Genomic DNA, 12,749 nt, shown 5'->3' on the forward strand with positions numbered 1-12,749 from the left:
TTTTATTTTGCGTTGCCCGCGCCGCTGCATCAAGATGATTTTACTGATACGTGCAATGCTTTCTGCACGGGAGAAAAAGAGCGACGATGAATTGGCGTAACACCAAGGCTTTGCAGGGCCTCCATGTGTACTTTTGTCGGGTATCCCTTGTGCAATGCAAAGCCGTAACCCGGGTAACAGGCATCCATTTCGACCATTTCCGAGTCGCGTGTCACCTTTGCAAGGATTGAAGCTGCTGCAATCTCTGCGTGCAGGCTGTCACCCTTGACGATCGCCTCTGCCCTGCAATTCAGTCCCGGTGGAATGCGGTTGCCGTCAATCAGTGCGAGCGCAGGGAGAATGGGCAATGCTTCAATCGCACGTCGCATTGCCAGCATGGTTGCATGCAGTATATTCAACTCGTCGATCTCGGCGACTTCTGCACGCGCAAGAGCCCAGCAGAGTGATTTTTCGCGGATCTCATCAGCGAGGTAATCACGGCGCTTTGCCGTCAGTTTTTTGGAGTCATCAAGACCAATGATTTCGACATCGGGATCGAGGATGACGGCTGCCGTCACGACCGGTCCGGCAAGCGGGCCGCGCCCAACCTCATCAACACCACATACCAAAGTCTCAGGCATGATTGGCACCACCACCCGTATATCTCAGCTGATCAAGTACCGCCTCGGCGGCAGATGCAGCAGCAGCACAACGTAATTGTTCGTGGATTTCTGTATATCGCTTTACGATATTCTGTGTTTGTTCTTTATCCGTAAACATCTGCACTACAGCAGGCGTCATCAATTCTGCACGGCAACGCTCCTGGATAAACTCGGGCGCCAACATTTCGTCACATAACAGGTTTGCAATCGCCAGGTAGGGAATTTTTATCATCCTGAACAGCCTGATATAGGCCGCGGTAAGACTGCTCACCTTGTAACCCACGACCATGGGGCGCTTGCACAGCATCCCCTGCAATGTCGCTGTACCGGAAGCCAACAGAACAACATCCGCCGCTGTGATGACTGCTGTTGCGTTGCGATTGACAAGTACCAGGTTCAATTCAGAACGGAACGGCTCAGCCAACTTCTCGAATAGGTCGCGCGTCGTTGCGTTAACCAGTGGAACCACGACGTGCAGATTATCCAACTGTGCACTGGCCTCGACAGCTGTTTGCAGAAACGGGCGAGCAAGGCGCTCAACTTCTGTTGCCCTGCTTCCCGGTAACAACGCGAGTATATTAGCATCCTCGGGCACGCCGAGCTCTTCACGCGCCTCACGCCTGTTGGGACTCATCGGCAACTGATCTGCCATCTGGTGCCCGACATAGGTTGCCGCGACATGGTGTCGGTGCAGAAAACTCTCTTCAAATGGAAACAGGCACAGGACCCGGTCAACCGAGGCGCGTATCTTCTTTACACGCTTCTCCTTCCACGCCCACACGCTTGGTGAGACATACTGGATCGTCTTGATACCTGTTTCTTTCAGGGAGCGGGCAAGCCCAAGGTTAAAATCAGGCGCATCGATACCGATAAAAATATCCGGTTTCTGCTCTATCAACCAGAGACGCAACTGCTTGCGCAGTTTAAGCAATTCCGGCAAGCGCGGCAGTACCTCGAAAATACCCATGATGGAGAGTTTCTCCAACGGAATCCTGCTGTCGAGACCGGCGGCGGTCATCTCCGGACCACCAACACCGATAAACCTGATATCTGCATGACGGGACTTCAGCGCGACCATCAGCGCGGCACCTAGCAGGTCACCCGACGGCTCTGCGGCAACCACGGCTATTGTCAATGACATCAGCGAACGATACTTCGTTGAGAATTTTCCAGGAAGCTGACGAATGATTCGAGTGCTGCAATTCCGTTAGCTGTTGATGCAATCTCCTTGATTGCATCGTCCAGTTTCCTGCCGCTCAGATAGAGAATCTTGTAGGCATTTTTAATTGCACGAATTGTCTCTGGCTCAAAACCACGTCGCTTGAGACCTTCACTGTTGATACCGTGAGGTTGAGCAGGATTCCCGCTCACAAGCGTACAGGGGGGGACATCACGGTTCACACCGCTACCCATGCCTGCAAAGGCGTGCTGCCCAATACGGCAGAACTGGTGCACCAGTGTAAAGCCGCTGAGGATGACATGATCCTCGACAGTGACGTGGCCAGCCAGTGATGCGCCGTTCGAGAGAATCACGTGATCACCGACAAGACAATCGTGAGCGACATGGGTCGACACCATCAGCAGGTTATCGCTGCCGACTCGCGTCAATCCCTGGTCCTGGGTTGTACCTCTATGTAGAGTTGCATATTCGCGGATGGTGTTGCGATCACCGATTTCGAGCCGGGTCGGTTCACCCTTGTACTTGAGGTCCTGGCACGCCTCACCGACTGATGCAAACTGGTAAATTCTGTTATCAGTGCCGATACGTGTGGGGCCATGGATCACCACGTGCGGACCTATGACGCTACCGGATCCGATCTCGACGTCAGCGCCGATGATGCTGTAGGCACCCACCTCAACGTCATCTGCAAGCCTTGCTTGTGGATCTACAATCGCTGTTGGATGAATCACACGTCTGTTCCGCTAGATGAGAATCCTGAAATCAGATTTCACGTGCTGTACACATGATTTCTGCTGAAGCAGCAAGCTCGCCATCAACGGTTGCCTTGGCGCTGAAGACCCAGATAGAGCGTTTGCGCTTGATGAATTCGACTTCCATTCTCAGCTGATCGCCTGGTACTACAACGCGCTTGAAGCGAGCCTTGTCGATTCCGACAAAATAGTAGATTGAATTCTCCGACACTTCCTCTGGCTGTGACTCCATCGCCAACAGGCCCGTGCACTGTGCAAGCGCCTCGATAATCAAGACACCGGGCATAATCGGCTTGACCGGAAAATGTCCGGTGAATTGTGGCTCATTCATGGTGACATTCTTGATCCCGACGAGACGCTTGGTACCTTCGATCTCGACCACTCTGTCCACTAGCAGAAAGGGATAACGATGGGGCAAATGCTCCATGATCCGTTGAACATCCATTACGACCACAATTTCTCTCCGATTCGACTGTGCCTGGGCACAAATTTTTATTGAAAGTGCATCCTGCGGCTATTTTTTCATTTTCTCGAGTGCACTGATGCGATCAGCCATCGCATCAATTCGCCGCAGCCTGGCTATCATACGCCGCCACAGGCCAGACTCGACAGCAGGGACGCCACCACTGACATTACTTCTCTCTTTCAGGGAACGCGTCACCATCGCGCGCGCCCCGATATGGCAGTAATCACCAATCTGGAGGTGTCCGACAATACCAGCCTCACCTGCAATAGTGCAGTGACTGCCTATCGTTGTAGAGCCTGCAATACCAACCAGGCCTGCGATTGCCGTATGTGCGCCAATCACGACATTGTGAGCAATCTGTATCTGGTTATCCAGCTTGACACCATCACCAATCACCGTATCACGCAGGGAACCGCGATCAATCGATGTATTGGCACCGATCTCAACAAGATTTCCGACCACCACACGTCCGATCTGGGGCACTTTAAGCCACTTGCCCGCCTCGTTCGCAAATCCGAAACCGTCACTGCCGATTACTGCTCCAGGATGAAGCAGGCAGTGCGTGCCAATCTCAACTCCTTCACACAGGGTCACGTTGGCAATCAGGCGACTGCTCTCTCCAACAATGGCGTTATCGAGAATCATGCAACCAGGCCCAATATAAACACCTTCACCAATCACGGCATTGGCACCGACAACCGTGTTTGCACCAATCTCGGCACTGGTAGCAACTGTTGCCGTGACATCGATCACTGCAGAATCTGCAACGCCAGGCACGACCGCTCTGGGTGGATTGAAATACCTGCTCACCATGGCAAAACCCAATGAAGGGTCAGGGTGAAGAATCCTGTTGCAGTCCAGCCCTTCGGCATCCTTCTCGGCAACTAATATGCATCCGGCACTGCTTTTTTCCACCTCTCGTTTGTAGCGACTGTTCGTGAGAGCCGCAACATGGTGGTTTTGCGCATCGTGCAGGGTAGCGACTCCGTCAACCAGGTGATTGCCATCACCTTCCAACACGCCCCCGGTTATCGTTACCAACCGTTCAAGACTAACAGGCATGGCGTGATTACTCATCACTTGCTGACTGATTCGCCCTTGTTCGCCTCAAATGCTGCCTGCATACGTTCCAGTACCTGGTTTGAAATATCGGCACGCTCGCTTGCATGGACCACTGCGGCTTCAAACACCAGATCGATAGACTGTTCCCTCGCGATCGACTCAATCGTCTCGGCGATCAGAATACGTAAACGGTTCTGCTCATCGGTCTTCTTGAATGCAATATCTTCATCAAGCTCACTTGTTGCCTCTTTCAGACGACGTCTTTCGGTGAGAACCTTGCGTTCCAGTGCGGTGCGATCTTCAAAAGAGAGAGAGCCGGAATCCTTGAGTTCAAACTCAAGCTCTTTAAGCTTTTCGCGGCGTGAATCAAGCACCTTGTTACGGCTCAGATATTCCTGCTTCAAGCCCTCTTCTATCGCGGCAACCTGGGGCGACTTCTTCATAATCAGGGGTACATTTACAAAGCCGACCTTGTGAGATGTCTCGGCACTTGCCGTGGATACCTGCACAAAAAGAAGTGCCAGCAATACGGTTCTTGTCAATTTCAGCATAACGTTGTTTTTAACCTGGTTTCAGGCGCGCACTCAGAAGCGCGTACCAAAAGTGAACTGAAACTCTTCGACCTCATCAGTCTCCGTTTCGTTCAATGGCAGTGCATAACTGACATTCAGCAGGCCAACCGGGGAGAGCCAGCTCATGCCGATGCCAGCACTGTAACGCAGCTCACCGACATCAAAATCACTGATGTCCGGGTCGAAAACATTACCGAAATCGACAAAGCCGACAAGACGCATGCTGTCTTTCAGATCAGCTAGCGGTGGTGGCGTCCAGAATTCGAGTGAACCAGTCATGCTGATGGTGCCGCCAATTGCATCGCTACAGCTTGAGTCCTCGGCAATGCCAAGATATTCACACTCGGTCGGACCCATCGAGTAGGCCTGGAAACCACGCACAGAACCCGGGCCGCCAGCATAAAACCTTTTGAAGAAAGGAAATTCACTGCTGTCACCATATTCGGCGCCGTAGGCGAGATTGACACGACCTGCAAGCACGAAATCTTCCCAAACCGGTACGTAGGTCTTCTGGTTGTAATTTGCCGTGAAGTACTGAAGATCACTACCTGGTGTAGCAACCTTGAGGCCTGCGGAGATCTGGCTACCGTTGGTTGGGAAGTAAGCCCGGTTACGGCTGTCATGTGTCCAACCGAAACCTACAACATAGTTCAGATAGCTGTCATTGCCATCCTGCCCGCAAATAAAGTCTTCCGCAGGATTCAGGTCCCCGGTCTGATCACCTGGAGTACAGTAATCCCCATCAGTACCACCGTCATGTGGATCAACAATCTTCAGCTTGGTGTAGTCGATATCGGCCGTGACACGAAAACGGTCATGCTCGGTAATCGGGAAACCGAAGTTGATGCCAATTCTGCCATCATCAGTTGCATAGTCGGTTGTTACCGAACCGCTGACATTACTCATGTCGGTTTCACTATAGCGCAAGGTAAAGCCCTGGCTAACGCCATCCATAGTGAAGTAGGGGTCGGTATAGCTGAGTTCGTAATAGGTCGTGACATCACTGGTATTGAATCCCAGCTTCACCTTCTTGCCGGTTCCAAAGAAGTTCTCTTCACTGATACTCGCCTGCAGTGAAACACCTCCCGACTGCGAGTAACCGACACTAGACATCAATTCACCGGAGCGGTGCTCAACCACGCTGACATTGATATCAATCTGGTCAGGCGCACCTGGTACAGGCGACGTGGTGATATCCACCTTGTCAAAATAACCGAGTCGCAACAGGCGCTCTTTCGACCTGGTCACCTGCTCGGCTGAATACCAGGCAGATTCCATCTGGCGGAATTCACGACGCAGCACGCGATCACGTGAACGTGTATTGCCCTGGATATTGATTCTGCGCACGTAAACGCGGCGACCTGGCTCAATGTAGAAAGTGACTGCGACTGTTTTCTTCTCTTCATCGATTACCGGAATCGGATTGACCTTGGCAAAAGCGTATCCCTGGTCAGATAGTGCACTGGTGAGGCGCTCGGCACTACGTACAACCAGCTTGCGTGAGAAGGGTTCGCCACGCACGAGGTGAATCAGCGGAAAGAGTTTCTCTGGCTCGACAATCGTCTTGCCCGCGATCTTTACATCGCTGAGCGTGTAGACATCACCCTCGCTGATATTCATTGTCAGGTAGACTTTTTCACTCTCGGGGCTGATGTTGACCTGGGTAGAATCGACATCGAACTTGATATAGCCGCGATCCATGTAATAGGAGCGCAGGGTCTCGATGTCGGCCGTCATCTTCTGGCGTGAATAGCGGTCTTCCTTGGTAAAACGCGAAATAATACTTCCGGTCGATTGTGACAATTCATCTTGCAGATCATCCTCGTCAAACGCCGTGTTACCGACAATGTTGATCTCCTCAATGTTGGCTGTCCTGCCCTCTCTGATCAGCAGGTCGACTGCAACACGGTTACGCTCAAGAGGAGTGATCACGGAATCGATCTGGACACTGTACTTGCCACGATCGAAGTAGGCGCTCTTGAGCCCCTCCTTGGTACGATCCAGCAGCAGCTCATTAAAAACCCGGCCCTCAACAAAGCCTACGGAACGCATACTCTCAAGGATCGTCTCGTCATCGATATCCTTGTTGCCTTCCAGCGTGATCGAGGCGATTGCAGGACGCTCGACAACTGAGACCACCAGAACATTACCGTCCTGCTCCAGTTGAACGTCCTTGAAAAAACCGGTGCCGTAGAGTGAACGGATAATTTCAGCAGGCGCATTCTGATCGACGCGATCACCCACTTCATAGGGAATATAGCTGAAGACGGTACCAGCCGATATTCTCTGTAATCCCTCTACGCGGATATCTTTGATAGAAAAGCTTGCAGCGAAGCCAACTGAAGAGATCAGCAGCGCAATTACTACAACAAAAAGACGAGATGTTTGCTTCATCATGGTTAACGAGCCCGGGGTTATATTATTCATTCTTGAGCAACAAAAAATCGATTACTCGGAGTATAAAGGAGTTTTGCCAATGTTGAAACGGGAAGCTGAACCTTAAGGAGCCTCAGATTTTGTCTACCTGAAAAAATTGCCGATTAAATTACGTCAGCTCAAGGCGAGAATCGCACGTAATTGCATCGCAATTTTGAGGATTTACAACGTAGAATTGGTGAATTCTCACGGTAAGGTCAAAAATTATGGCCTGACCAGAGAATCCTTAATCACCCGAAAAACCTGCCAAAATCGACATAGAGCGCCAGCAGCATGATGCCGAGCATGATCATCATGCCGATTCCCTGTGCGCGTGCCTGCACTGAGTCCGGCAGGGGCCGCCCGGCAAGGAATTCGATCAGGTATAAAACCAGGTGCCCCCCATCCAGCACCGGAATCGGCAGTAAATTAAGAATGCCGATCGTCACAGACAGCATTGCCAGGAAGCGAACAAAGGCGCCAATACCGATTTCCGCGGTGTCTCCTGCAGCCTTGGCAATGGTCACGGGGCCGCCAAGACTCTCGACAGAGAGCTGGCCGCTAAGCATGCCCCCGATCACTTTCAGTGTCAGGGCTGACATTTTCCAGGTTTCCTGCGCTGCTCTCTCCAGAGCGGCGAGCGGAGTGTAGTGAATCTCGGATCGATAGCGGCCGAAATCGACGTCATCGGTATAGCTAACGCCGGCAAAACCGATCACGCTGTCGCCACTCCCCTTCTCTCCCGGGATCAACTGCAGGAGCTGTAGCCGTCCGTTACGCTCAACTTCGACCTCAAGGCCGCGCCCCGGATTTTCACGGATTTCGCGGCTCCAGCCATGCCAGTCTTGAATTGGCTTGCCATTCACGCCGGTAACCCTGTCACCGGGCTGAAAACCGGCAGCCTCTGCAGGAGAGTCAGTGACAACCTCTCCGATTACGGCAGGAATATGGGGGAGCTTCTGTACCAATCCGATTTGACTGACAGCACCCTGGCTCTCGGTAAGCACCAACAGGGATTCAGCAGGCAGAAAGAGCTCTCTCTGCATACCATCCTCTCCAACGACGCTAACAGGCGCAGCCTCTCCGTCGACGGCATACTCAACCAGCTGATAAATCACACGCTCCCAGCTATTTGCCGACTCTCCGCCAACCTCGACAATCTCGTCACCGGAGCGGAATCCCGCAGCTGCAGCTGCAGATTCCGGGATCGGCTCATCCAGTATCGGCTTGAGCCCGGTTTCGCCGGAGAGAAAAATTGCCCAGTAGGCAAATATCGCAAAAATCAGGTTGGCAAGCGGACCGGCAAGTACGATTGCCGTCCTCACACCGAGTTTCTGACGGTTGAATGCCTTTGGCAGTTCTGCCTCGTCGACTCCGCCTTCACGCTCATCGAGCATTTTTACGTATCCGCCCAGCGGTATCGCGGCGACGACATACTCAACGCCATCGCGTGCAGTTCTTTTCCACAAAGGTGAGCCAAAACCGACCGAGAAGCGCAGCACCTTGACGCCCAGCTTGCGCGCCACCCAGAAGTGACCGAATTCATGCACGGTTACCAGCAATCCAATCGCGATTATGGTCCAGAAAATGGTTTGCAGCATAATCGCCTAGCCTCTTCGTGCCAGATGCTGATTCGCCACACTGCGACTCTCACGGTCCACATCCACCAGGTGCGCGATTGATTCGACTTCGCTGTTGGCAACATCTGCAAGCGTCTCTTCAATGAGTACCGGAATATCTGTAAAGGTGAGCTTGCGCTGAAGAAACGCATCCACCGCGATCTCGTTAGCGGCATTCAGTACCGCGGCGCTGACACCTCCACTGGAGATTGCATCATAGGCCAGCTGGAGGCAGCGAAAACGTTCAAAATCCGGTGCTTCAAAATCGAGACGGGCCACTTCAAACAGGTCAAGCGACGCCACCCCGGAGGTGATCCGTTCGGGCCATGCCAGTGCATGGGCGATCGGTGTACGCATATCAGGATTACCCATCTGCGCCAGCACCGAGCCGTCAACATACTCAACCATCGAGTGAATCACGCTCTGTGGATGCACCACCACCTGGATATCCTTGCATCCGACATCAAACAGCCAGCGTGCTTCGATCACTTCCAGCCCCTTGTTCATCATGGTGGCCGAATCGACGGAGATCTTCTTGCCCATATCCCAATTCGGATGGGCACACGCCTCTTCAGGCGTAACAGACTGCAACTCTGACAGGGATTTTGAGCGGAATGGTCCACCCGACGCCGTCAGCAGGAGTCGCCTGATACCATTTTCGACCTCTGTATCGGGTGCTGGCATACACTGGAACAGCGCATTGTGTTCACTATCGATGGGAAGAAGCCGTGCACCATTCTCCTTGACGGTGCGCATAAACAGCGAACCCGCCAGAACCAGCGACTCCTTGTTGGCAAGCAAAACACGTTTACCAGCCCGGGCAGCAGCAAGAGATGAACCGAGGCCAGCGGCACCAACGATTGCAGCCATGACCGTATCAACTTCCGGCAGGGCAACAACTGTTTCGAGTGAAACTGAACCACTGAGGACTTCTGTATCAAGATTTGCGGTAAGAACCTTCTCACGTAGCCGGCCTGCGGCCTGCGGATCAACCATAACAACGTATGGCGGTTTGAATTTCTCAACCTGGGACCACATGGCATCGACACTGGTGTTGGCAGCAAGAACCATTACCTGGTAACGATCGGGATGGCGCGCGATGACATCCAGCGTGCTAGTACCGATAGAGCCGGTCGAGCCCAGTACGACTACACCGATCATCCGTCAAAACCACCGAGCATGATCATTAATGCGAGAAACACGGGCGCTGCAGAAACCAGGCTGTCGATACGGTCCCAGACACCACCGTGTCCGGGCAGTAGCCGTCCACTGTCTTTCTCGCCGGCACGGCGCTTGACCATGCTCTCGAAGAGATCACCGGCAACCGATACCGAGGCGACAATGAGCGCTATCGCCGTCAGTGAAACATAACCGACAGGAACAGCGATGAGTTGCTTGACTACAACTACCCACAACAGGGCTGAGAGCATTGCACTGAAAAATCCTTCCCAGGTCTTGTTTGGACTCAGCACCGGAGATAATTTATTGCGTCCGAAACGCTTGCCTCCAAAGTATGCGGCAGTATCGGCAAGCCAGATCAGGAAGAGTAACGCCAGGGTCAGTTGCGGTCCAACTTCCGAAGAAAGATGCAGGCGTGACAGTGAGAACCAGGCAAAGGGAAGCAGCATGAGACCAAACAGTGCCACCACGGGCTGATTGGAAACCTGCTGAAGTGGCTTGCGCCCCCACACAAAGAGTGCGGCTGTCATCCCCATCCAGATTCCGGCAATCGCCAATATAGCAAGGTTGAGAACCGGGTCAGAGGCATTCAGCCACAAACCGATCATCAGGCCGGCCATGCTCAACAGGTAAAACAGCCTTTCGGCAATACCACGCAGACCCGCAAGTCTTGCCCACTCATTGCCGCATAGAAGGATAACGAGTAGCAGCGCGCCGGAGAACATCGGGTTGGAGAGCTTCAGAACTCCCAGTATGACCAGTGGCGCAAGCAGTAATGCCGTAATAACTCTAAGCTTTAGCATTTTTCACCCCCAACTGCTCACTGGTACGCCCGAAACGACGCTCCCTGTTGGCATAATCATTCAGGGCCAGGCGTAATGAGTCTGCCGAGAAATCGGGCCACAAGGTGTCGCTAAAATAGAACTCTGCGTATGCTGCCTGCCACAAAATGAAATTACTGATCCTCAACTCCCCGCCGGTGCGGATAAAGAGGTCAACTTCCGGCAGGTCTGAAAAGGAGAGCTGCTGAGAGAAACTGTTTTCATCAATATCATCGGCACTGAGTTGACCATCGGCGACCAGGCGTGCTGTCTTTTGAGCTGCCTGCACGATGTCCCAGCGACCACCGTATGAAACAGCAAGTTGCAGTACCATGCCACTGTTGCCGGCTGTTCGCTTTTCAGCAGCAACAATGGTATCCACAAGTTTCGATGAGAGGTTGGAGCGATTCCCGATGACACGGAAACGGATGCCTTGCTCCTGGAGCAGTTTCACTTCACGAGTCAGGGCTCGCAGAAACAGGTCCATCAAAAAGCTGACCTCTTTCTCCGGCCTGCTCCAGTTCTCACTGGAAAAGGCGAACAGTGTCAGCACCTCGATACCGGCAGTGACACTTTCTTCAATGACTGCACGCACACTCTCGGCACCGGCCTTGTGGCCAGCCTGGCGTGGTTTGCCTTGCTGCCTGGCCCAACGCCCGTTGCCATCCATGATAATGGCAACATGGCGTGGCACTCCTCGCCAACCGTCGTGACTCATTATCCTGCTCTCAGAGGAAATTGATGCAGAAGCATCAGATTGACATCAAGTCTTTTTCTTTGACTTCCAACGCCTGGTCAACTTCCTTGACATGCTGATCTGTCAATTTCTGGATAATCTCCTGGCCACGACGCTCATCATCCTCGGAAATCAGCTTCTCTTTAACCAGGTTTTTGAGATCACTGTTGGCATCACGGCGAATATTACGTACCGCTACCTTGGCGCCCTCACCTTCGCTGCGGACAACCTTGATCAGGTCCCTGCGACGCTCCTCGGTCAGTGGCGGCATGGGCACACGAATAACAGTACCTGCAGTATTGGGATTGAGACCAAGATCAGACTCGAGGATCGCTTTCTCAACCGCGCCCACCATGTTCTGCTCCCATGGCTGAATTGACAGTGTGCGACTATCCTCTACAGAGATGTTTGCAACCTGGTTGAGTGGTGTTGGATTGCCATAGTAGGAGACGCTCAGGTGATCGAGCAGGCTCGGATGCGCCCGGCCAGTCCTTATTTTTGACAGTTCGCGCGCCAGTGCCTCGACACTCTTGCCCATTCTGTCCGCTGCATCTTTTTTGATGTCATCAATCATCTGTCTTTCTCTCCTGCGTGCACAAGCGTACCAACCTCTTCACCTTCCACGAGACTCAGCAAAGCGCCGGCCTCATTGATATCCATAACCCGCAGCGGCATACCGTGATCACGGCACAACAGAATCGCTGTGAGATCCATTACACCGAGATTCTCGCGCACTACCCGATCATAATCCAGTCTTTCGTAACGTTTTGCCTGCGGATTTTTCAGCGGATCATCATCATAGACACCATCAACCCTGGTTGCCTTGATCAGGAGATCGGCACCAATTTCGACTGCTCGCAGAGCCGCCGCGGTATCCGTGGTGAAAAAGGGGCTGCCAGTTCCGGCTGAAAAGAGAGCTACACCGCCCGTTTCCAGAAAACGAACTGCTGCGTCACGCTGGTAGGGCTCACACACCTGTTGCATATCAAACGATGAGTAGACACGACTCGGTACCTGTAAACGACGCAGAAAATCGTGCATCGCAAGCGCATTCATGACAGTTGCCAACATCCCCATGTGATCACCGGTGACACGGTTAATGCCACTTTGCACCAGTCCGGCACCGCGGAAGATATTGCCGCCACCAATAACCAGGCCAACCTGCACACCCCTGGCGACGAGTTGTTGAAGATCAGCGGCAACGCGCTGCATGATCTCCGGATCAATGGCGGAATCGCCATTGCCCATGAGGGCCTCACCGGAGAGTTTCAGTAAAATACGCTGATAGCTCATTGAGTCATATCCT

The 12,749-nt window shown here is 52.9% G+C and carries 13 protein-coding genes; all 13 read right to left on the reverse strand.

Annotated elements, in window-relative coordinates; translation table 11 throughout:
* Positions 1 to 29: 29 nt before the first annotated feature.
* Positions 30 to 620: a ribonuclease HII gene (rnhB, locus tag BOW06_RS03850; protein ID WP_043115878.1), complete on the reverse strand. Its 591-nt coding sequence runs from the start codon at positions 618 to 620 to the stop codon at positions 30 to 32.
* Complete coding sequence (gene lpxB, locus BOW06_RS03855; RefSeq protein WP_043115879.1) at positions 613 to 1,782, reverse strand: lipid-A-disaccharide synthase; 1,170 nt, start codon at positions 1,780 to 1,782, stop codon at positions 613 to 615. The genes rnhB and lpxB overlap by 8 nt, the downstream gene beginning before the upstream one ends.
* Positions 1,782 to 2,552 (reverse strand): acyl-ACP--UDP-N-acetylglucosamine O-acyltransferase, encoded by a 771-nt coding sequence (lpxA, locus tag BOW06_RS03860; protein ID WP_043115880.1) that lies wholly within the window; start codon positions 2,550 to 2,552, stop codon positions 1,782 to 1,784. Before lpxA ends, lpxB begins: the two co-directional genes overlap by 1 nt.
* A gap of 31 nt (positions 2,553 to 2,583) precedes the next feature.
* Positions 2,584 to 3,018: a 3-hydroxyacyl-ACP dehydratase FabZ gene (fabZ, locus tag BOW06_RS03865; RefSeq protein ID WP_043115881.1), complete on the reverse strand. Its 435-nt coding sequence runs from the start codon at positions 3,016 to 3,018 to the stop codon at positions 2,584 to 2,586.
* A gap of 69 nt (positions 3,019 to 3,087) precedes the next feature.
* Positions 3,088 to 4,116, reverse strand: a complete 1,029-nt coding sequence (lpxD, locus tag BOW06_RS03870; RefSeq protein ID WP_078452565.1) for a UDP-3-O-(3-hydroxymyristoyl)glucosamine N-acyltransferase — start codon at positions 4,114 to 4,116, stop codon at positions 3,088 to 3,090.
* Positions 4,116 to 4,652 (reverse strand): OmpH/Skp family outer membrane protein, encoded by a 537-nt coding sequence (locus BOW06_RS03875; protein ID WP_043115882.1) that lies wholly within the window; start codon positions 4,650 to 4,652, stop codon positions 4,116 to 4,118. Before BOW06_RS03875 ends, lpxD begins: the two co-directional genes overlap by 1 nt.
* 33 nt (positions 4,653 to 4,685) lie before the next feature.
* Positions 4,686 to 7,067 carry an outer membrane protein assembly factor BamA gene (bamA, locus tag BOW06_RS03880; protein ID WP_256858095.1) on the reverse strand — a complete coding sequence of 794 codons (2,382 nt, stop codon included), beginning with the start codon at positions 7,065 to 7,067 and terminating at the stop codon, positions 4,686 to 4,688.
* A gap of 272 nt (positions 7,068 to 7,339) precedes the next feature.
* Positions 7,340 to 8,689 (reverse strand): RIP metalloprotease RseP, encoded by a 1,350-nt coding sequence (gene rseP / locus BOW06_RS03885; RefSeq protein WP_078455131.1) that lies wholly within the window; start codon positions 8,687 to 8,689, stop codon positions 7,340 to 7,342.
* Between the two features lie 6 nt (positions 8,690 to 8,695).
* On the reverse strand, positions 8,696 to 9,868 hold the full coding sequence (gene ispC, locus BOW06_RS03890) for a 1-deoxy-D-xylulose-5-phosphate reductoisomerase (protein ID WP_078454443.1): 1,173 nt from the start codon (positions 9,866 to 9,868) through the stop codon (positions 8,696 to 8,698).
* Positions 9,865 to 10,689, reverse strand: a complete 825-nt coding sequence (locus BOW06_RS03895; RefSeq protein WP_043115886.1) for a phosphatidate cytidylyltransferase — start codon at positions 10,687 to 10,689, stop codon at positions 9,865 to 9,867. The genes ispC and BOW06_RS03895 overlap by 4 nt, the downstream gene beginning before the upstream one ends.
* Positions 10,676 to 11,425: a polyprenyl diphosphate synthase gene (uppS, locus tag BOW06_RS03900; protein ID WP_043115888.1), complete on the reverse strand. Its 750-nt coding sequence runs from the start codon at positions 11,423 to 11,425 to the stop codon at positions 10,676 to 10,678. Before uppS ends, BOW06_RS03895 begins: the two co-directional genes overlap by 14 nt.
* 34 nt (positions 11,426 to 11,459) lie before the next feature.
* Complete coding sequence (frr, locus tag BOW06_RS03905; protein ID WP_043115890.1) at positions 11,460 to 12,017, reverse strand: ribosome recycling factor; 558 nt, start codon at positions 12,015 to 12,017, stop codon at positions 11,460 to 11,462.
* The gene (pyrH, locus tag BOW06_RS03910) at positions 12,014 to 12,736 is read right to left on the reverse strand and encodes a UMP kinase (protein WP_043115891.1); all 723 of its coding nucleotides are present in this window, start codon (positions 12,734 to 12,736) and stop codon (positions 12,014 to 12,016) included. The genes frr and pyrH overlap by 4 nt, the downstream gene beginning before the upstream one ends.
* Positions 12,737 to 12,749 lie beyond the last annotated feature (13 nt).

The sequence above is a fragment of the Solemya velum gill symbiont genome (assembly GCF_002020255.1).
Lineage (GTDB): Bacteria > Pseudomonadota > Gammaproteobacteria > Chromatiales > Chromatiaceae.